General features: G+C 63.2%; 19 protein-coding genes and 1 pseudogene. 11 read left to right on the top strand and 9 right to left on the bottom strand.

What is annotated here, in order from left to right; genetic code table 11:
• Nucleotides 1-23: 23 nt before the first annotated feature.
• The gene (locus tag HNP00_RS18590; protein WP_184741210.1) at nucleotides 24-1,070 is read right to left on the bottom strand and encodes a diacylglycerol kinase family protein; all 1,047 of its coding nucleotides are present in this window, start codon (nucleotides 1,068-1,070) and stop codon (nucleotides 24-26) included.
• 111 nt (nucleotides 1,071-1,181) lie between these two features.
• Here HNP00_RS18590 and serS point away from each other — a divergent pair, with 111 nt between their 5' ends.
• The 3 genes from serS (at nucleotide 1,182) to HNP00_RS18575 (ending at nucleotide 4,763) form a co-directional block, all read left to right on the top strand.
• The gene (gene serS / locus HNP00_RS18585; protein ID WP_184741209.1) at nucleotides 1,182-2,462 is read left to right on the top strand and encodes a serine--tRNA ligase; all 1,281 of its coding nucleotides are present in this window, start codon (nucleotides 1,182-1,184) and stop codon (nucleotides 2,460-2,462) included.
• A gap of 208 nt (nucleotides 2,463-2,670) precedes the next feature.
• Complete coding sequence (locus HNP00_RS18580) at nucleotides 2,671-3,699, top strand: hypothetical protein (RefSeq protein ID WP_260405057.1); 1,029 nt, start codon at nucleotides 2,671-2,673, stop codon at nucleotides 3,697-3,699.
• 218 nt (nucleotides 3,700-3,917) lie between these two features.
• Nucleotides 3,918-4,763 (top strand): HAD family hydrolase, encoded by an 846-nt coding sequence (locus HNP00_RS18575; RefSeq protein ID WP_184741208.1) that lies wholly within the window; start codon nucleotides 3,918-3,920, stop codon nucleotides 4,761-4,763.
• A 23-nt stretch (nucleotides 4,764-4,786) separates the two neighbouring features.
• Here HNP00_RS18575 and HNP00_RS18570 read toward each other — a convergent pair whose 3' ends face one another.
• The 6 genes from HNP00_RS18570 to HNP00_RS18545 form a co-directional block, all read right to left on the bottom strand.
• Nucleotides 4,787-5,386, bottom strand: coding sequence for a MarR family transcriptional regulator (locus HNP00_RS18570; RefSeq protein ID WP_184741207.1), 600 nt, complete (start codon nucleotides 5,384-5,386; stop codon nucleotides 4,787-4,789).
• Nucleotides 5,387-5,428: 42 nt separating this feature from the next.
• Nucleotides 5,429-6,109 carry a hypothetical protein gene (locus tag HNP00_RS18565; protein ID WP_184741206.1) on the bottom strand — a complete coding sequence of 227 codons (681 nt, stop codon included), beginning with the start codon at nucleotides 6,107-6,109 and terminating at the stop codon, nucleotides 5,429-5,431.
• Nucleotides 6,096-6,737 (bottom strand): RDD family protein, encoded by a 642-nt coding sequence (locus HNP00_RS18560; protein ID WP_184741205.1) that lies wholly within the window; start codon nucleotides 6,735-6,737, stop codon nucleotides 6,096-6,098. The genes HNP00_RS18565 and HNP00_RS18560 overlap by 14 nt, the downstream gene beginning before the upstream one ends.
• 62 nt (nucleotides 6,738-6,799) lie before the next feature.
• A complete protein-coding gene (locus HNP00_RS18555) occupies nucleotides 6,800-7,576 on the bottom strand; it encodes a hypothetical protein (RefSeq protein WP_184741204.1) in 777 nt (258 codons plus the stop codon).
• On the bottom strand, nucleotides 7,573-8,550 hold the full coding sequence (locus tag HNP00_RS18550) for a hypothetical protein (protein ID WP_184741203.1): 978 nt from the start codon (nucleotides 8,548-8,550) through the stop codon (nucleotides 7,573-7,575). The genes HNP00_RS18555 and HNP00_RS18550 overlap by 4 nt, the downstream gene beginning before the upstream one ends.
• 150 nt (nucleotides 8,551-8,700) lie before the next feature.
• On the bottom strand, nucleotides 8,701-9,189 hold the full coding sequence (locus tag HNP00_RS18545) for an inorganic diphosphatase (protein ID WP_059388921.1): 489 nt from the start codon (nucleotides 9,187-9,189) through the stop codon (nucleotides 8,701-8,703).
• Nucleotides 9,190-9,508: 319 nt separating this feature from the next.
• Here HNP00_RS18545 and dacB point away from each other — a divergent pair, with 319 nt between their 5' ends.
• The 5 genes from dacB (at nucleotide 9,509) to HNP00_RS18520 (ending at nucleotide 14,249) form a co-directional block, all read left to right on the top strand.
• On the top strand, nucleotides 9,509-10,888 hold the full coding sequence (gene dacB / locus HNP00_RS18540; protein ID WP_260405059.1) for a D-alanyl-D-alanine carboxypeptidase/D-alanyl-D-alanine-endopeptidase: 1,380 nt from the start codon (nucleotides 9,509-9,511) through the stop codon (nucleotides 10,886-10,888).
• A gap of 85 nt (nucleotides 10,889-10,973) precedes the next feature.
• Complete coding sequence (locus tag HNP00_RS18535) at nucleotides 10,974-12,086, top strand: zinc-dependent metalloprotease (RefSeq protein ID WP_184741201.1); 1,113 nt, start codon at nucleotides 10,974-10,976, stop codon at nucleotides 12,084-12,086.
• A 104-nt stretch (nucleotides 12,087-12,190) separates the two neighbouring features.
• On the top strand, nucleotides 12,191-13,228 hold the full coding sequence (gene tilS / locus HNP00_RS18530; RefSeq protein ID WP_184741200.1) for a tRNA lysidine(34) synthetase TilS: 1,038 nt from the start codon (nucleotides 12,191-12,193) through the stop codon (nucleotides 13,226-13,228).
• A gap of 31 nt (nucleotides 13,229-13,259) precedes the next feature.
• Nucleotides 13,260-13,811 (top strand): hypoxanthine phosphoribosyltransferase, encoded by a 552-nt coding sequence (gene hpt / locus HNP00_RS18525; RefSeq protein WP_184741199.1) that lies wholly within the window; start codon nucleotides 13,260-13,262, stop codon nucleotides 13,809-13,811.
• Between the two features lie 252 nt (nucleotides 13,812-14,063).
• Complete coding sequence (locus HNP00_RS18520; protein WP_184741198.1) at nucleotides 14,064-14,249, top strand: hypothetical protein; 186 nt, start codon at nucleotides 14,064-14,066, stop codon at nucleotides 14,247-14,249.
• Nucleotides 14,250-14,403: 154 nt separating this feature from the next.
• On the opposite strand, the gene HNP00_RS18515 is transcribed toward HNP00_RS18520, so the two are convergent.
• The gene (locus HNP00_RS18515) at nucleotides 14,404-14,991 is read right to left on the bottom strand and encodes a PadR family transcriptional regulator (protein WP_184741197.1); all 588 of its coding nucleotides are present in this window, start codon (nucleotides 14,989-14,991) and stop codon (nucleotides 14,404-14,406) included.
• Between the two features lie 132 nt (nucleotides 14,992-15,123).
• On the opposite strand from HNP00_RS18515, the gene HNP00_RS18510 reads away from it, so the two are divergent.
• The 3 genes and pseudogenes from HNP00_RS18510 to HNP00_RS23690 all read left to right on the top strand — a co-directional run.
• On the top strand, nucleotides 15,124-16,218 hold the full coding sequence (locus HNP00_RS18510; protein WP_184741196.1) for an aromatic ring-hydroxylating dioxygenase subunit alpha: 1,095 nt from the start codon (nucleotides 15,124-15,126) through the stop codon (nucleotides 16,216-16,218).
• A 38-nt stretch (nucleotides 16,219-16,256) separates the two neighbouring features.
• Nucleotides 16,257-17,267, top strand: coding sequence for a PDR/VanB family oxidoreductase (locus tag HNP00_RS18505; RefSeq protein WP_184741195.1), 1,011 nt, complete (start codon nucleotides 16,257-16,259; stop codon nucleotides 17,265-17,267).
• A 370-nt stretch (nucleotides 17,268-17,637) separates the two neighbouring features.
• A pseudogene (locus HNP00_RS23690) lies at nucleotides 17,638-18,063 on the top strand (MarR family winged helix-turn-helix transcriptional regulator); the annotation flags it as partial.
• 18 nt (nucleotides 18,064-18,081) lie between these two features.
• On the opposite strand, the gene HNP00_RS23490 reads toward HNP00_RS23690, so the two are convergent.
• Nucleotides 18,082-18,681: a hypothetical protein gene (locus HNP00_RS23490; RefSeq protein ID WP_260405067.1), complete on the bottom strand. Its 600-nt coding sequence runs from the start codon at nucleotides 18,679-18,681 to the stop codon at nucleotides 18,082-18,084.
• Between the last annotated feature and the right edge of the window lie 14 nt (nucleotides 18,682-18,695).

The following is an 18,695-nucleotide window of genomic DNA, read 5'->3' as shown; positions in this document are numbered from 1 at the left end:
TCGCCAAATTGCAAACACGCCAGTTATTGCACGCGAACCAGAAGAGAACGCGGCTCCACTTTGACGGTGACCTCCGTGGCCTCACCTGAAGGATCACCATCAAGCTGCGTGGCCATGGGTTCGTTGCTCCGGATGACCACCTTGCCCGAACGGTAGAAGTTCATGACCGGCAAGTTTCGGTTGTGCTTGAACAGGATCTTGGCGTACACGGCGAGCCAGCCGATGGCGCTGCGGGGGCTCATCACTACAACGTCGAGGACGCCGTCGTCGATCATTGCCTCGGGAATGAAATCGATGCCGCCTGGAATCAAGCCGCAATTGGCGAACAGAACGCTTCGGATCTTCCGGGACTGCTCGGGCTCGTCATCCATGGCGATGGTGACCTTCTTGCGCCGTCCGGGCAGGTGGCGGACGCCGGCCTCCGTGTAGGCCAGCCAGCCGACGGCCTTCTTGAGATCGTCGTTGGTGTCGCCCACAACTTCGGCATCCAGGCCCATGCCCGCGATCACCAGGAAGGCATGTTCCGAGGAGGCTCCCGTCCGCTCATTGTGGATGGCCATGCGGGCAGTGTCGATGTAGCGCTGGTGGCCGAAGAGGGCGGTCTGGATGTTGCCCCGCAGGTTGTTGACGTCCAGGTTCACGTTGCGTGCCAGGAGGTTTCCGGTGCCCAGGGGAATCAGGCCCATCGCGACGTCGGTGTGAGCGAGGGTCTCTGCCACGACGCGTACGGTGCCGTCTCCGCCGCCCACGAGCACGACGTCGGGCCCGTAGGCCAGCGCCGCCTTGGCCTGCGAATGGCCGGGGTCCTCAGCAGTCGTATCGAAGAAGCGGGGTTCGTCCCAGCCGGCAAGATGACAGGCTTCCCGGATGATCCTCCGGGCGTCTTCGGCCTTGCCCTTGACGGGATTGAGGATGACGGCGACCCTCTGTAAACCGGGATCGGGCTTGTGTGCGTCTTCGCGGACGGCGCTGCGGGTGTGCCTGGCCCTGAGCCGGCGCACACCCCACCAACTGGAGACGGCGAAGACCACGCCCCCAGCGAGAATCACGTATAGGATCCAATCGCTCATGGTACTTCAACCCTATCCCGCCGGGGGGTGAAGCAGCGCATGCAGCAGCGGGTGCCTGCCGCCGTCGGACGCTGGCCACGGAGCTGTGCCCTCATTCGATACTCTTGTCTGGTGATCGACGTAAAAGACCTCAGCGAAAACCCGGACAAGTTCCGTGCCAGCCAGCGCGCCCGCGGCGCCGACGAGTCCGTGGTGGACGCGATCATTTCCGCCGATGCAGACCGCCGCGCAGCCCTGATCCGTTACGAGAACCTTCGTGCGGAGCAGAACGTCTTCGGCAAGAAGGTGGCACAGGCCAAGGGCGAGGAAAAGCAGGCGCTGCTGGCCGAAGTCAAGGAACTCGCCAATGCGGTCAAGGCTGCCTCTGCTGAAGCGGACGCCGCCCAGGCCAAGCAGGAAGAGCTGCTCCGTGTCATCCCGAACCTGATCGTCGACGGCGTGCCAGAGGGCGGCGAGGACGATTTCGTGGTGGTCAAGACCGTCGGGACACCACGCGAATTCCCGGACTTCGAGCCGAAGGACCACCTGGAGATCGGCGAGCTCATTGGCGCGATCGACATGGAACGCGGCGCCAAGGTATCCGGTGCGCGCTTCTACTTCCTCCGCGGCGTGGGTGCGCGCCTGGAGATGGCGCTGTTGCAAATGGCCATGGACCAAGCCATCGAGGCCGGCTTCGTGCCCATGATCACTCCCACTTTGGTGCGTCCTGAGACCATGCAGGGCACCGGTTTCGACGTAAAGCACGACGCCGAGATCTACCGTCTCGCTGAAGACGACCTTTACCTCGTGGGAACCTCGGAAGTGGCCCTCGCCGGCTACCACGCGGACGAGATCCTTGACCTTTCCGCCGGCCCCATTCGCTACGCAGGGCAAAGCTCCTGCTACCGCCGCGAAGCAGGTTCGCACGGCAAGGACACCCGTGGCATCATCCGTGTCCACCAGTTCAACAAGGTGGAGATGTTCATCTACACCACGGTTGAGGAAGCCGCTGCCGAGCACGAGCGCCTCCTGGCCTGGGAAGAGGAAATGCTGGCCAAGGTCGAGATCCCGTACCGCGTGATCGACACCGCTGCCGGCGACCTCGGCATGTCCGCTGCCCGCAAGTTCGACTGCGAAGCCTGGGTCCCCACCCAGAATGCGTACCGCGAGCTCACGTCCACGTCCAACTGCACCACCTTCCAGGCCCGTCGCCTCAACATCCGTGAGCGCGCGGTCAACGAGGACGGCGTTGCGAAGGGCACCCGAGCCGTCGCCACCCTGAACGGCACCCTGGCCACCACCCGCTGGATTGTGGCCATCCTGGAGCACCACCAGAACCCAGACGGCTCGGTCAACGTCCCCAAGGCGCTCCAGAAGTACCTCGGCGGCCTCGAGGTCTTGCCGGTCCTGTAACGAGTCCGTCGGGCGAGGCTTCTTGTCCACCGCTAGCGGCTGCGCCCCGCTTTGGGGCGTCCGCATCGCGATTCCGGGGCCTGTTTCCGATTCGGCTGCTTGAGGTGCCATCGTGGGAAACAAGCCCCGGGATGCTTAGACGAATTGTCGTATGCAGCTCGACTTATCCACATGGAGGCGCGGCACGGCTGACTCGACGGTACGATCCATGGACAGTATTTCCATGGACATCCCCTCGCAGCTCATTGTCTCCGCCGAACGTTTGGCCCTCACCGGATCCACGTCGGCGATTCACCACCACTTCAGGTCTGGCCGGCTTGTCCGGCTCCGGCGCGGCTACTACCTGAAAACCTCGGAGTGGGTGGATGCGACTCCGAGCGAGCGGTTCGAATGGTCAGCGGCGGCGGTGGGTCTGGCGTTCGACCAGCCGGTCTTTTGTCGGGAGACTGCGGCAGTGGTGCTCGGGGTCCCGACGCTTCGGCCCCCGACGTTCGTTGACCTAGCCACTTCCTCGGAGCGAATCACCGGCCGGCGCGCTGCAACTTTTGTGGTCCACGGAAACAACGCTCTTGCCAATCAGGCCCGGAGCGTCGGCAACCATCCCATGCGATATGTGCTTCAACGGGAAACTGATGCGGTGGTTGCCGGTGATGTCGCTTGTACGGGTCCGGTGCAAACGGCTCTCGACGTCATGTGCACCTCACTATTCAGCAGTGCTCTGGTAGTGGCTGAGGGAATCGCGCGCATGCTTTGGGAGCAGGGCTCACTCGGTCAAGATGCTCGTCTGTCAGATCATCCTGGCATGGCCTTGGCATTGGATGGAGTCGCTACCGATGCCGCCAAACGCCGTGCTATCCGCATCGCGAACTTGGCCCACACGAAATCCGAATCGGCTGGGGAATCGTTCAGCAGGGCGGCCATCGAATTGTTGGGACTCGAGCAGCCCGTCCAACAGCACACGATTGTCGACTCGGGGCAGTTCGTTGCCAGAACCGATTTCTGGTGGCCGGAACAGCGGGTCGCCGGCGAGTTCGATGGCAAGCAAAAGTATCTGGACGAGGGCTTGCGGGGAGATCTAAGCGCCGAAGAAGTCGTCTATCGGGAAAAGCTACGTGAAGACCGCATTCGAGGATTGGGGTTCACCCTCGCTAGATGGAATTGGGCAGACCTGGAACAGCCAGGCCGCCTGCGGCAGAAGCTCCTGCGCGCCGGGCTACGTCCTCGGCCAGGGCGCTAGATTCTGATATCCCGCCCACAAGTGCCGGAACGGGAAACAAGGCCCGGGGTAGTGGGCCTGCAACGCTGGACGGGGAGCTCGCCCGGCCGGGGAGCGGGAGCGCCAAAGCCCAAGTAAATACTCACACTGTGGACAACGTGGGAGTATTCACCCCCTGTTAATCCCTTGCTGTGGCCTGCGTCCTAGCTGGTGTCGGTGGGGTCTGCTTCACTGGAGGCATGACTATTTTGACTGGTACCTCAGTCGCTGGCATCGATGACCAGCGGAATTTCAATCACAAACTCATGGTCGCACTGGATGTTGACGGAACCCTCGTGGACCACGATGGCCACATGTCACAGGGAGTCCGCGAAGCCGCAAGGGCCGTCGTCGACGGCGGTCACGACGTCCTGATCGCTACCGGCCGTTCGCTGAACGCCACCTTGCCCATCATCGAGCAGATCGGCCTGGAACGGGGCTATGCGGTGTGCTGCAACGGCGGCGTGACGTTGAGGCTCGATCCGCAGTTGGGTGCTGGCTACGAGATCATCCATAAGGCCACTTTCGATCCCGCTCCGGCGTTGATGGCTCTCCGCGAGCAGCTTCCGTCCGCCAAGTACGCGCTTGAGGACGAGGACGGGAACTTTCTCTCCACCGAGCGATTCCAGGACGCCAGCTTCGGCGTCGAGGCAATCGGCGTCGATTTCCAAACCATGCTGGATGCCACCGCGGTACGCGTCGTGGTGTTCAGCAGCGAGAACACTGCGGAGGAGTTTTCCACCGCCATCCGCAAGATAGGGTTGTCCGGGGTCACCTACTCGGTGGGCTGGACGGCTTGGCTGGATATCGCCGCCGCCGGAGTCACCAAGGCCAGCGCCCTGGAACAGTTGCGCCAGCGGCTCGGCACCCACCCGCGTCACACCGTGGCGGTGGGGGATGGCCGCAATGACATCGAGATGCTCAGCTGGGCCGGCCGTGGCGTTGCCATGGGCCAAGCGCCCGAGGAAGTCATCGCCGTAGCGGATGAGGTCACCGCTTCGGTGTACGACGACGGCGCGGCCCTCATTCTGCGCGGCCTGCTTTAAAGGTCTGCGCACACGGGTACGCCCTAGTAAACCTCGAGGATCATCGCGAGGAGCCGGGCGGCTGCGGGCCGGGCAGCATGCTCCTCTACCCACTGGGCACGGGCAAGGGCCTTGCTTACGGCTTGGGTACTGATCCCCAGTTCCTGGGCCACGGCCTTCTGTTGCCCACGCACGCCGGGCGTCAGCAGATCCAGGACGCGCCACTCGGCAAAACTCCGGTGCTGCACGATGTGTCCTAGAAGGCGTAGCACGGCCTCCGACTCGGTAGCGAGGGCAGCAATCGGGCCTTCAACGGCCACCGGGATGCGCTCCTTGCCGTTCCGTAGGCGATCTACGGCGCGGCGGGCGTAGACCAGTCCGTGCCCGGAGGCGTCTTTGATTTGGTTGGGCAGGGGTTCGTTGACAGGCCCGACGCCGATTCCCACGTACCATTGCCCGCTCCGCAAAGCGATGAGCGCCGTGTCCACAGCCTGATGCGGGGAGTCCACGATGCCTTGGACTTCATCTTCCACCGAGCGGTCAAAGTCCAGGCGCGCAGGGATGTGGCGCAAGTCTTTCAGCAGCTGCGGAACAAGGTCTCCGTTGCCGCGGCTGTCGCGTTGGTTGATGGTCAGCGTGAACATGGTGGATCATACATTACCGGCAGGTATCTGACTTTCAAGCGGTTAATCCAGAGCCGTTTTGCTCGTTACGACGGCGGGTGGCAGCGATTGTGAGGCGATCCATTCCGCGCCGGGAATACGTGCGGCTACCATGCCGTCCTGGATTGACCGGACCAGCGGAGCCGGATCCTGGTTGCTTTCAAAGGTCCAAAAACGTCGGTTGGGCACCCGACCCCCGGCAGGATGCGGGTCCGGCGGACCTTCGGAGCAGAACACCAACGCGTACTTTCCCGTGACGCCGAGGCGGGTCACCTCCTTGGCAACCAGGAGCGCCGCAGGGGAAGAGCCATCGTGGCTCGTGACCACTTTGATGGATTCGGGAGCGACCTGACTCCAACGGAAGATCCGCGTGGTTCGCTCCTGCGCATACGAGGCGACCATTCCGCCGTCGAACACGAGAAGCTTTCGGAAGGCCATTCCGAAAGTCAGCGACCACAGCACCAGGCCTGTCAGCACGCAAGTGACCAGATAGACCGGCATATTCTGGAATCTGTCAGGTGTGTGGTCGCTCGAGTTGGCGGGGCTGACGAATTGCCCGATCGTGCCGAAAACGAAGCCGATGATTAGGCATGGCAGCAACCAACTCCAAAAGATCCTCGACGACGATGCGATGTGGATAAGTTTCCCCAGGTCAGGTGCCAGGCGGCGTTCTGCCCGGCGGACCAGCCAGTTACGGCCGTGCATCCGGGTTCCTCCCGTAAAGCTTGGGAAGTCCGCCGTGAACTCGGGCCTGGGCCTCTTCTTTGGCGAGGAGCGCAAGATCCTCGATCGGAGGCTTTCCCTGGGCCAGGCCGGAATCCAGGTCGAGGGGAATGTAGCCGGGGGAGTGGTCCACGTTGGCTACCTCAAACATGCTGCCGACTATCAAGAAGATGTAAAGCGGGATGAATGACCACGCGATAGCGCGCCAACCCCCTGTCCAGGCGCCGGAGGTGGTTCCATCCTGGATCCGCACGGACCGCATGTGCGCCGCCCGGTCGCCAAAGAGCCCCGACGTTCCCCAGACCATGCCGTACACGAACAGGCCCACGAACCACAGCCCGGCAAACAGCGCGTAAAAGAAGGCGTCGTTGTATGCCAGTTCCAGGGTGGCCAGGTTGTTTTCCATTGCTTTGCGGACGGCGACAACCAGCAGGCACAGCACTGAATACGCGGCAAGGAAGACGACGCCGTCGAGGACGCGGCCCCAGAAGTGCCGGCTCGCGGAGGCCCGGACGTAATACTCGCCGCTCATCGTGTATTGCCTCACGGGGCGGCGGCTGCTTGCGTCGATCAGACGGGTTGGCCCGTCGAAGTTGTTCTTCTTAGCCATGCAATCCTCGGGGATGACGACGGCGGGGCGCACTTCTGAATGCACGACCCGGCTGCTGGTGGTTATTTTCCGGAAACGATGGTGGCGAGAGTGCCCTCGAGGTTTGTTGCGGACACTTCCCGAAGCACGAGTGACAGCGAGCCCTCGGTGACAACCTGGTTGAGTACATGCACGGAGGTGGGCGCCGTGTAGATCGTCAGCGTCCGGAGGTCTTCGGCGTTCGTTTCGAAGACTGCCAGGTTGCTGACTGCCTGCGTCTCCGCAAGGAACTCGCCGCCTGAGGCTTCGAACTCGGCCGGGGTGTAGCTGACCGCTTCAGAGTCCTTCGCCGCGGCACCATTGGGGTCCGCAAACGCCGCAAGGCGTCGGCTGACTTGGTCAACCGTGACTACGGTGAAGCCGTGGAGTCCGCCCTCGTCGACTTCCTCAAGCAGCGCGCCGTCGTCGTGGACGTAGATGAACAGCCAGCGCTTGCCGGTCGAAACTGTCCGCTCGATTGACGCAACCTGACGGCCGGTACGGCGCAGGGCCAAAGCACCGGTGATTTCCTCGGTAGCGTGCAGCCTGGACGGCTCGGCCTCGCCTTCGAAGATCACCGGATAGGCGAGCTCCTTGGCAAGAAGGCCCCGAAGGGCGACGCCGCAGAGCACGTTCCGGTCCGCCGTCTGGGCCGAGAGCCACGGGGTGGGGACAGCTTGTTCGCGCTGGACGCCGTCCAGGGAAACCACTTCTTCGTCTGTGAGGGTGGGCAGCGGCGTCCCTTGCGCCGAGGCTTTCGACAGGACCTTCGCCGCGGACTCCACATCGCGTTCGGTCCACTGGATCGTGTTGGTGCTCATCCGAAAATACCTCCCACGAATTTTCCGACCGATTTGGCCGCATTTCCTACGCCGTCAACCACTTTGGTGCCGGCGTCTTTTGCAAAGTTTCCCGCTTGCTTCAGGCCGTCGCCAAGGTATTGGGCGGGGTGCTGCGCGAAATTGGAGATGCTGTCCCAATGGTCCGCCACCAGATTCCCCAAGGCCCACGCGCCCGCGACGAGCCCTGCGCCGATGACGATCGGGGCGCCGATCGGGCCGAGCATCGCGGCGCCTCCCGCTGTCATCAGCATCATGCCGCCAACCCCGCCCACCACTGACAATCCCCCAGCAACCCGATCGCCTGTTCCGCGCCAGCCATCGTGGGAGGGGGAGATCATGTCGTGGATGCCGCCAGCAATGCTGAGGGGTCCCGCGATCCCTCCGGCGATCCGCATGCCTTGGGAGAACTTGCTGGCGTCTTCGAAAGCCTGCGCATACGGAACCCCGGCTTTGAGGTCTGTCAGGACCTCACTGAGCTTGCCGCCGTTCTTGAGCTGGTCAAGGCCGCCCTTGAGCCATCGCCCGGCGTCGTCCCAATTCGTCAGCAGCTCTTTGGTCTTGGCCCAGTCTTCGAAGCCGAGCTTGTGGAGTTTCCAAGCGTTCCAGAGCGTTGCGCCAAGATCCTTGGCCCCCATCCCGGAGTCGTAGACGCCTTTGAGGTCGGCTAGGGCGCTGGTGCCCATCCGCTGGCTGGCGTAATCCTGTTCCTCGGCATTTGCCTTGAGCTGCTTGGCGCCTTCCTTCAGCATGGTCGCCGCCTTGAGAAGCAGGGGACGGTGGCTGGAGTTCCAATCGCTCTTGAACCTTTGGGCGTCGCTGCCGGTCCATGCGGTCGTGTTATTGACGAGGCCGCTCAGCTGCATCCCCTGCATTTCCAGGGTTGTTGCGGCTTTGCCCATCACACCGGCCAATGAACGCAGCTGTGCGACGTCGGCGCCGTAGAATCCAGCCATCCGGAATCCCCCGTCCCTAGTCTTTGGTCATGTCGCGCCTAGCCTATTGCTCCGAAACAGGCGAGGTCGATGGGGACATCTACCCATTAACGACGACGGCGGCGGGTGCGGTTCGTATGGAACCACACCCGCCGCCCGAAGCGTGGGCCCTTAGTGGGAGACCGGAACGTAACGCTTGATGGAAGCTTCCAGCTCGGCTTCGGCGGCTGCGCGGTCGGCCCAGCCTTCAGCCTTGACCCACTTGCCGGGCTCAAGGTCCTTGTAACGGGTGAAGAAGTGCTCGATTTCCTTGATCAGGAATTCGCTGACATCCGAGATTTCCTGGATGTGGTCGAAGCGCGGATCGGCCGGAACGCACAGGACCTTGGCGTCTCCACCGCCGTCGTCGGTCATGTTGAACACGCCGATGGGGCGCGACTCAACGATGACGCCGGGGTACAGGTCGAAGTCCTGCAGGAGTACCAGTGCGTCCAAGGGGTCGCCGTCCTCGCCCAGGGTGTTCTCGAAGAACCCGTAGTGGGTGGGGTACTGCATGGACGTGAACAGGACGCGGTCCAGGCGAACGCGGCCGGTCTCGTGGTCAACTTCGTACTTGACGCGCGACCCCTTGGGGATCTCGATCGTGACGTCGTGCTTCATGGAATGCTCCTTGACGGTATTGGCATGGGCGCGGCAACAGAGCAGCCGACGCCGCCGACTACTATTGAGGATATAGCGAGAGGCCCAAGTTTCTTGAAACGGTGGGGACATTCAAGACTTTGAGGACTAAAGCTGTATGAAGGGCGTTGACCAGGCGGGGGCTGAAAAGCAGGCTTCGGACAAGCAGGAGAACCCCGTTCTCAGACCCAGGAACCCCAGACCCAGGAACCCCAGACCCGCGAAATCGGCGTCGAAGGGCTTCGTCCGCTTTCTGCCCCTGGTCTTGTTGATCTTGGTCATCGCTGCCGTTGCTGTGCCGATGGGGCTGGGCGTGGCACCCGGGTTCTTCGGCCCCGGCTTCCTGGGAGCTGCTCGCACGCCCATCCCCAAGGCGCCGGCCTGGCAACAGATTCCCGATGGGCTGAGCCGTGCCCAGGTGGTCGCGCCCTTGGACCCTTCAGCCCCGGTCCCGCTACCGGCCGACGTCACCCGCCAGCTCAACGCCTTACTGACGCCCGACGGCGGGGGAGACTTCACCGGCGTCGTTCAGGATGCGTTGACCGGACTTCCGCTTTACGATCGCGACGGCGGCAAGAACCGGGTGCCCGCGTCCAACATGAAGCTGCTCACCGCCGTCGCGGCGCTGCGGGCGATCGGCCCGGAGACCCGCTTCGGCACGCGGGTCCTGACAGGACCCTCAGCGTCGACCATCGTACTGCGCGCCGGAGGGGACGTCCTGCTTGGCGCGGGACCGTCACGGCCAGGCGAGGTGATGGGCCACGCCGGCCTCGAAACGCTCGCGGCGGACACGGCCAGAGCGCTCAAGGACCGCGGCGTGACAGGTCCGGTCACCGTGCAGTTGGATGACACGATCTTCACCGGACCGGCCTTGAACCCGGCGTGGAGCCTCGACGATGTCGCTGCCGGCGAAACAGCACCGGTCTTCCCGCTCGCGTTGAACTCGGCGCGGACCAGCCCGGGGGCCACCACCGGCCCTCGACCCCAGGATGCAGCCCTCACGGCCGCGCAGGCTTTCGCAGGGAAGCTCCAGGCCGCGGGTGACGCTGCCGGATTCACAGTGGCCTCGGGTGTGGAACGCGCCAAAGCTCCGGCAGGAAAGCAGGACGTCCTCGCGAGCGTGGAGTCCGCCACCGTCCGCGAGCAAGTGGACCTGATGCTGGAAACCTCGGACAACTACCTCGCGGAGACGTTTGGCCGGATGGCTGCACTGTCCGTGGGAAAACCGGGAACCAACGACGGCGCCACGGCGGCCGTGAGCGCCCAGTTGGCGGAACTGGGGATAGCCACGGACTCCATGCACTTGGCCGACGTGTCCGGCCTTGCCTTGGGCAACCAGGTATCAGCCCGGCAGTTCGCGGACGTGGTCCGGGCCATTACCTCCGGACCGGACACCCGCCTCCGTGCTGCGCTCGCGGGATTCCCGGTGGCAGGACTGACAGGGACACTCGGAGACCGCTACGGCGACGCCAGCACTTCGCAGGGGGCAGGTCTGGTCCGGGCCAAGACCGGAACCCTGAATTCGGTCATCGCCTTGAGCGGCTATGTGGTGGACGCTGACGGCCGTCTCCTGGTTTTCTCCTTTATCGGCAACGGGCTGACCCCGGGAGCCGCGGGGAACAAAGTGGCGCTGGACAGGTCCGCCACCGCGCTCGCCGCGTGTGGTTGCTCTGGTGGTTGACGTTCGTCGCTGCCTGACGTTCGCTGCTGCCTGACGTTCGCCGGTGAGCGAACTTAAGGGCGCAGATTCAGCCTGCTGTGTTCTGATGGATCGTATGGAGTCTCAGCAGCAAGCCCAGTCCCTCATCAACTGGGAGCTGGCCGCCTCCACGGCTGCCCGGCTCGCTCCCCCTGGTCCGGCCATGAGCCCGGGCGAGATCGGCAAAGCCGTGGATAGCCTGCGTTTCAGCGCGGACATCTCGGTCCCGCATGTGCATGACATCACCGGTCTGGAAGCCGCACGCGATCTCCGCGATTCCCATGTCCTGGTAGTGGACCGGGCATCGTGGGCGAAGGCGAACACCCAGAGCTTTGCGGTGATGCTCCAGCCGGCCCTTCAGCAAATGATGGATTCCCGACGCGGTCCGGCGATGACACCGGCTGCGGCGGCCGCGAGCGGCGCCATCACGGGCAGCCAGCTCGGAGCTGTGCTTGCCTTCTTGTCGAGCAAAGTCCTCGGCCAGTACGACCCTTTCGCGGCACTCGCCCCGGACTCGAAAGCGCCACCCGCCGGCCGGCTCCTACTGGTGGCCCCGAACATCATCTCCGTGGAGCGGGAGCTCAACGTGGATCCGGACGATTTCCGTCTCTGGGTCTGCCTTCACGAGCAGACCCATCGCGTGCAGTTTGCCGCCGCGCCTTGGCTCCGGACCCACATGCTTGAGGAGATCGAGCGGCTCAGCACCAACCTGCTCGGCAATGTGGACTCCATCATGGACCGTGCCACGGCCGCCGCGCGGTCCCTGCGCGACCGCTCCACGGGCACCACCCCCGGCCGCGGCGCCATCTTGGATCTGCTGCAGAACCCAGAGGAAAAGGCCTCGCTTTCGCACCTCACAGCAGTCATGAGCTTGCTGGAAGGCCACGCCAATGTGGTGATGGACGCCGTCGATTCCACCCTGGTCCCTTCGGTGAAGACCATCAGGCAGCGCTTCAGCGCACGCGGCAAGGACCGCGGAGTGATCGAGAAATTCATCCGCAACATCCTCGGCTTGGATGCCAAGATGCGCCAGTACAGCGATGGGGCCAAGTTTGTCCGCGAAGTGGTTGCGGTGGCTGGCATGGAGGGCCTGAACCGGGTCTGGGAATCGGCCGAACAACTGCCCACGGAAGCCGAAATCCACGAGGCCAAGCTGTGGCTTGAGCGGATGGGTCTGTGACCGCGGGCACCGAATCAGGTCCAGCAGGGCCAGGCAGCAGCCCACAAAGCAGCGGACGACGGCGTCCCGGGCGCTTGGCGCCGGTCGTCGGCAAGGCACGAAATATGTTGCAGGACGCACTGGCCTCGGCAGGCTATCCAGAGCGAATCCTGGTGGCTTGCAGTGGCGGTCCCGACTCCCTGGCCCTCGCTTCCGTGGCTGCGTACTTCGCTCGTCGCGGCCACGTGCACGGCCACCCAGTGAGCGTCGCCGCGGTCGTGGTTGACCATCAGCTGCAGGAAGGCTCGGATGAGGTCGCGGCACGAACAGTCGCGATCCTGAAGGAGCTGGGCCTTTCGCCTGTTCAGCTGAGGACCGTCGATGTGGCGGCCACTGGGTTCGGGCCCGAAGCCGCGGCGCGCGACGCCCGGCATGCAGCCCTTGAAGCGGCTGCCACGGAGCTTGATTGCCGGGCGATCCTGCTCGGGCACACCTTGGATGACCAAGCGGAACAGGTGCTGCTGGGCCTGGCCCGCGGCTCGGGAACGCGCTCCCTCGCCGGAATGCGGCCTGCCCGCGGCAAGCTCCTTCGCCCCTTCCTCGGCCTGCGGCGCGCGGAAACACTGGAAATCTGCGAGGTCGAGGAACTCGAAACCTGGCACGACCCCAGTAACGCGGATCCGGCCTTTGCCCGTTCGCGAACCCGGGTCGAGGTAATGCCGTTGCTTGAGGCCAAACTCGGACCCGGCGTCGCCGAATCGCTTGCCCGCACCGCCGCGATCCTCCAACAGGACGCTGACTTCCTGGAGCAGCTCGCGGCTGAGAGTTATGCGGGACTGGTGAACCGGGCTGACGACGGCGTCTGGCTCCCCGAAGACGCGTTGCGGGAATTGGCCCCCGCGCTCAGGTTCCGGGTGATCGCCAAAGCAGCGGCCGACGTCGGGGGACAGCAGCCCGGCTATGGGCGGCTCCAGGCGGCTGAAGCGTTGCTGCGCAGGCAGGGATCGGCCGGTCCCGTGCAGCTTCCGGGCAGCGTCAGCGTCTATCGCGTATCCCTCAGCGAATTGGACCGCGAGGCCTCCGCGCAGGGAGATGCCGTTCCCCGCGAAGGGGGCGGCTGTGGGAAGCTAGTATTCCGGCAACACAAATCGCCCCAACACTAGCCGCACCCACGCATCAACACAGGAGCCATTGGTGGATTCAAACGACGTCCAGGCAGACCTCAAGCACGTTCTCTACACCAAGGAGCAGATCCAGCGACGAATCGGTGAACTGGCTGCACAGATCGACAAGGACTACGAGGGCCGTGAACTGCTGATCGTGGGCGTGCTCAAGGGCGCCGTCATGGTCATGGCCGACCTCGCGCGCGCACTTCACAGTCACGTCAGCATGGACTGGATGGCCGTTTCTTCCTACGGCTCCGGTACCCAGTCCTCCGGCGTCGTGCGCATCCTCAAGGACCTTGACACCGACCTCATGGGCAAGGATGTCCTGATCGTCGAGGACATTATCGATTCCGGGCTGACGCTCTCCTGGCTCAAGACCAACCTCGAATCGCGCGGCACCGCTTCAGTGGAAATCTGCACCGCTTTCCGAAAGCCCACAGCCGCCAAGGTGGAGATCGACGTCAAGTACGTCGGCTATGACATTCCCAACGAATTCGTGGTCGGCTACGGACTGGATTACGCCGAGAAGTACCGCAACTTGGACTTTGTGGGAACTCTCGCCCCGCACGTTTACGAGTAGCCTTTCTTACCGCGGTATTGCCGCGGCCAGGCGGGCGCGGGTGTTCCGGGTTTAGGCTTCTGTGCCCGGCGATGACGGCGGAGGTGTGCGCTCGGCCTTTCCGTCGTCGGCAGGGCACCACGGACCGGCGCATCTGCAACTGACGTATCGGATTTCCTCGGCCTGAACAAGGCAGTAGTCTCCAAAAGCGTCAATACGCTGTTCGAGCGTGACCTCGTGCTCCTGATCGACGTACCGCGTGGCTCCCGACCCATGTACCTCACCCAGGCCTGCGCGGAAATGCACCACGCCATGCTGCCGATCTCGATGCGCGGACAGGAGAGCATTCTGGGCGACCTTTCGGCGAACGATGTCGACCGGCTAAATCGCCTGCTGCGCAGAATCGAAGCTATTCAGAAGGCGAACGGGACGAAGTGGGTGAATCCCAAGCAGGCGTGAAATCACACAGAGGAGCTCCCGGTCTAGATCGCTATGGTTACGGTATGCCCGAGTTGATAGAACCTGGGTGCTCGGCGGGATCACGTTGTCCGTCTCGCTCCTTTTAGAAGAAGGGAACCGCCAGGCGGTTCCCTTTTGCGTTTTGTGCTTTCCCTCAGGAACTGTCGCTGAGTGAATCGATGAGTTCCAAGCCGCGGTGGCCCCATTCTATTTCCGTCTCCGCGCGGGCAACCAAGCCCTCATAGGTGAAGACTTTGTACTCCAAGGTGCGGCGCCGGTCTGCCTCGGGAGTTACGGCAAGGCGTTTCGTCAGCGTCACATTTGTGCCGTTCTTCAACTCCTCGATCATCCCTGCCCACTGCTCCCGGCGCAGAGTGTGGTAGTCGATGTGTGCCTGCATATGGGCTCGAGCGGCATCGGGGTCTGCCCATTCCAGGTAGGCCGCCTTGAGGTGAACGGGATCGCGCTCACGGGAGTACTCCAGCGGCGTGTTCATCCAATCCCGGAAGGCTGCCGTGCCTTCTGCCGTGATCCGGTATTGCGTCTTCTTGCCGCGAGGTCCCCAAGGGACCTCTTCCCCGTTTAGCAGCCCGTCCTTTTCCATCCGCCGCAGCTCCGGATAGATCTGCGAATCGGGGGCGTGCCAGACGTAGGCCACCGACGACTCAAAGCGCTTGGACAAGTCGTAACCGGTCATTGGCTCAACGGAAAGCAGTGCCAACAACGCGTACCGAAGACTCACGGATGACTCCAATCTTTGCTCTTGCCAATAACTATATCGATAGATAGTTTGTGATCCAAGGCACTAACTATGGAGATAGGTATTCTGGCGGCGCCATTGTCGACGCCGGCCCGGCGACTGGAAGGAAGAACCGTGACTGAAGTCCGGACACAGAGCTCCACCACCAACAAGGTCCTCGGCTACCCGCTGGACGTCTGGTACGTCGCTGCCTGGGACAAGGAGGTGACGCGCAAGCCGATGTCGCGCAAGGTAGCTGGCCGCCCGCTAGCGCTGTACCGCACGGAGGGCGGCAAGGCGGTGGCCTTGGCTGACGCGTGCTGGCACCGGCTGGCCCCGCTGTCTTTGGGCAAGACCCTCGGCAAGGACCAGATCCAGTGCCCGTACCATGGCATCGTTTACAACTCCGCGGGCCGCTGCGTCTCCATGCCTGCGCAGGAGACCATCAACCCCAGTGCCACAGTGCCATCATTCCCCGTTGTGGAGCGCCACCGCTATGTGTGGGTCTGGCTCGGCGACCCCACCAAGGCTGACCCGGAGCTGGTTCCGGACATGCACCAGCTGGACTCCCCGGAATGGGCCGGGGATGGCGAAACCATTCACGCGCCGTGCAACTTCCAGTTGGTGCTGGACAATCTCATGGACCTCACACACGAGGAATTCATCCACTCCTCCTCGATCGGACAGGAAGAGCTGAGTGAATCTGACTTCGTGGTCACACACGACGACGGGACCGTGACAGTGTCCCGTTGGATGTTCAACATCGACGCTCCCCCCTTCTGGCTCAAGAACATGCGGGACAAGTTCCCCGGGTTCGAGGGGAAAGTGGATCGCTGGCAGATCATCACTTTCCGGTCCCCGTCTGTTATCAACATCGACGTCGGCGTAACCAAAGCCGGCACGGGCGCCTACGAGGGTGACCGCAGCCAGGGGGTCAACGGTTTCGTGATGAACGCGATCACTCCCGAAAGCGACAAGTCCTGCCACTACTTCTGGGCGTTCATGCGCAACTACCGGCTGGACAGCCAGCTCATCACCACCCAGCTGCGCGACGGTGTGCACGGCGTCTTCGGGGAAGACGAGGCCATGCTCGCCGCGCAGCAGGCGGCCATCGACGCCAATCCGGACTACGAGTTCTACAACCTCAACATCGACGCCGGAGGCATGTGGGTGCGGCGCCTCATCGAACGCCAGCTCGAATCCGAAGGGCGCTTGGTTCCCGGCGCCTAGCCGGGGACAGCCAACTACGAGACAGGTCTAAACAAGCAATGGCAGCAACAAATATTGAGGTCTGGCAGCTGGGCACGGTTGTCGAGGTCCGGAACATAGCCGCCAATGTCCAGCGTGTCGTGTTGGAGCCATCGCGGCCCAAAACCGCCGAACCGGGCTCGCACATCGACGTCATGGTCAGCATCGATGGTCACCAAGACAAACGCTCCTACTCCATCGTCGAATCCGCCGAAGACGGCACCCAGCTGGTCATCAGCGTGCTGAAGGCGCCGCTGTCCCGCGGGGGCTCTCTTTTCATCCACGCACTCCAACCTGGGGACCAGCTGGAGATCACCCAGCCGCTACAGAACTTCCCGCTCCGCGTGGGCGCGCAGCGGTACATCCTGCTGGCCGGCGGGATTGGCATCACCGCCATGATCAACATGGCCCAGGTGCTCAGAAACCTCAAAGCGGATTACACCTTCGTCTATGCAGGCCGTAACCGCGCAGCGATGGCCTACCTGGAGGAATTGCAGGATCTGCACGGAGAGAATCTCGTGGTCCACATCGATGACGAAGGCACATCCCTGGACGTGGACGCGCTTGTGGCGGGCGCCACGGAAGACACGGAGCTGTACATGTGCGGTCCCATCCGGCTCATGGACGCCGTCCGCCGCAGCTGGACCGAGCGCGGGCTGAGCTATCCCAATCTCCGCTTTGAGACTTTCGGCAACAGCGGTTGGTATGACCCGGAGGAATTCGTCGTCAAGGTCCCGAGCCTGGGACTGCAGGTTCTTGTGGGGCCTGGACGTTCCATGCTAGAAGCGCTTGAGGACGCCGGGGCGGACATGATGTTCGACTGCCGCAAGGGCGAGTGCGGGCTCTGCGAGGTCAGGATCCTCCAGCTAGAGGGCGCCATCGACCATCGCGACGTCTTCTATAGTTCACGCCAGAAGAACGCCACGGAGAAAATGGCGTGCTGCGTCTCACGGGCAGTCACCTCAAAGACCGGCCTGACTGCTGAAGCCTCCCCCAGTGGTCCGGCGATAGTGACCATCGAGGTCTCGTGACCGCCGCTGTGGCGACCCACTCCGGAAGAATGACGACGGCGACAGCCAGTACCGCCGTCGTTGTTGAGATTGATCGGGAGCTGATGATCCACCGGTGAAGCGACCGGGACCGGCAGCTGCCGGCCGCCAACGACGGGGGCGGCGCTACTTTATCCTGCAGAGCTCGAATACCACGGGCGGATCCGCTGGTCGTGGTCCAGCCCGCCATCGTCGGGGCGGTCAAGGAACGGCACGTCGTGGTCGCCGGGACCGGTGCTGCCGGCATTGTGCTGCCTGAACTCCCGCGTTGCCGGACACCTCGCCTCTTACGCAAGCTTCTTCGTTTCCTACTTCACCGGGACAACAGCACTACTCATCCGGAGGGATTCACATGAGGAAACAGATCATCCTAAATGAAACAATTCTGTTTATCGGTCCCGGGGTATCGTTGAGAAAGCCATGTTTGGTGGTTCCCGACGAAAGGCATGCTGGACCAGTGACCGGAGTAAATACGGAGATCGCCGGCGATTTGCTCGCCAGCGCCCTTGTCCATGAAACCGAGTTCCTGGCGGCACGGACACTCAGCATCGGAACCGCACGGGCCAACGCCATGCTGGCGCCATTGGAGTTGAAGGTGCGGTCCTACTCGGTCCTAGCCCTCGCTTGCACGCCCAACTCGCCTTCCCAACGTGAGCTGGCCGACTTCCTATGTCTGGCGCCGAGCCAGATCGTCACGCTGGTGGACGACTTGGAGCGCCGCGGCCTTGTGGAAAGACTCAACGACCAGAGCGACCGGCGCTCCAGAGCCATCCGCGCAACCAGCTCGGGCAGGAGCTTATGCAAGCGTGCGTCTGAAATCGTTCGAAAAGCCGAGGATATCTCGCTCCGGGAACTGAGTGCGGAAGAACGCGAGCAACTCCGCAGCCTCCTTCGAAGAACTGCATTCACTCCCACGGACTAACGGACCATCTTTTGGACGTGACGAATAGCCAATAGCAATTGACCGGTCACTCGGGGAGGGAACCGGTCGCCGGCGCAGAGGTGAGGACCGGGGCATGCCGGCTGCGATGAGATATCCCACCAGGATGGGCGCGGCAATGGAGACCAAGCGCCCGACGCCGATCATCCAGCCGAATCCCGAAGCCCGCGCTTTTGCCGAATACGGCGGAGGCACAATCGTGTAGTAGCCGGCCACTCCCGCGTTGGTGAGCATGCAAGCGATAGCAGCCAGAGCCAACGCGAGGCCGATAGTGCCGAAGGAACTGGCGAGGCCGACATGGGCGATGCCGGCAAGAACGAGGCAGAAGGTGTTCAGGAGGCGGTTCTTGATCCAAGTCGAAAAGATCCCGAAGCCAAGGGCACCAACAATGCCGCCCGTACTGACAAGGATGCCGGCCGCAACGCCGATCTGGTTGTTGCCTGCGGACTCAGCCATGATCTTCGGTGTCC

Source organism: Arthrobacter sp. AZCC_0090 (assembly GCF_014207375.1).
Taxonomy (GTDB): Bacteria; Actinomycetota; Actinomycetes; order Actinomycetales; family Micrococcaceae; genus Arthrobacter.
The sequence above is the reverse complement of the archived record's forward strand: the minus strand, read 5'-3'. Positions and strand labels throughout refer to the sequence as shown.

What these genes read in the sequence shown, in the direction of transcription:
- HNP00_RS23490 (WP_260405067.1), bottom strand. Translation starts at nt 18,681, where the DNA reads ATGGCTGAGTCCGCAGGCAACAACCAGATCGGCGTTGCGGCCGGCATC.
- HNP00_RS18560 (WP_184741205.1), bottom strand. Translation starts at nt 6,737, where the DNA reads ATGGCTAAGAAGAACAACTTCGACGGGCCAACCCGTCTGATCGACGCA.
- HNP00_RS18565 (WP_184741206.1), bottom strand. Translation starts at nt 6,109, where the DNA reads ATGCACGGCCGTAACTGGCTGGTCCGCCGGGCAGAACGCCGCCTGGCA.
- HNP00_RS18580 (WP_260405057.1), top strand. Translation starts at nt 2,671, where the DNA reads ATGGACAGTATTTCCATGGACATCCCCTCGCAGCTCATTGTCTCCGCC.
- tilS (WP_184741200.1), top strand. Translation starts at nt 12,191, where the DNA reads ATGTTGCAGGACGCACTGGCCTCGGCAGGCTATCCAGAGCGAATCCTG.
- HNP00_RS18590 (WP_184741210.1), bottom strand. Translation starts at nt 1,070, where the DNA reads ATGAGCGATTGGATCCTATACGTGATTCTCGCTGGGGGCGTGGTCTTC.
- HNP00_RS18545 (WP_059388921.1), bottom strand. Translation starts at nt 9,189, where the DNA reads ATGAAGCACGACGTCACGATCGAGATCCCCAAGGGGTCGCGCGTCAAG.
- HNP00_RS18575 (WP_184741208.1), top strand. Translation starts at nt 3,918, where the DNA reads ATGACTATTTTGACTGGTACCTCAGTCGCTGGCATCGATGACCAGCGG.
- HNP00_RS18550 (WP_184741203.1), bottom strand. Translation starts at nt 8,550, where the DNA reads ATGGCTGGATTCTACGGCGCCGACGTCGCACAGCTGCGTTCATTGGCC.
- HNP00_RS18570 (WP_184741207.1), bottom strand. Translation starts at nt 5,386, where the DNA reads ATGTTCACGCTGACCATCAACCAACGCGACAGCCGCGGCAACGGAGAC.
- HNP00_RS18555 (WP_184741204.1), bottom strand. Translation starts at nt 7,576, where the DNA reads ATGAGCACCAACACGATCCAGTGGACCGAACGCGATGTGGAGTCCGCG.
- HNP00_RS18535 (WP_184741201.1), top strand. Translation starts at nt 10,974, where the DNA reads ATGGATCGTATGGAGTCTCAGCAGCAAGCCCAGTCCCTCATCAACTGG.
- HNP00_RS18520 (WP_184741198.1), top strand. Translation starts at nt 14,064, where the DNA reads ATGTACCTCACCCAGGCCTGCGCGGAAATGCACCACGCCATGCTGCCG.
- dacB (WP_260405059.1), top strand. Translation starts at nt 9,509, where the DNA reads ATGGGGCTGGGCGTGGCACCCGGGTTCTTCGGCCCCGGCTTCCTGGGA.
- HNP00_RS18505 (WP_184741195.1), top strand. Translation starts at nt 16,257, where the DNA reads ATGGCAGCAACAAATATTGAGGTCTGGCAGCTGGGCACGGTTGTCGAG.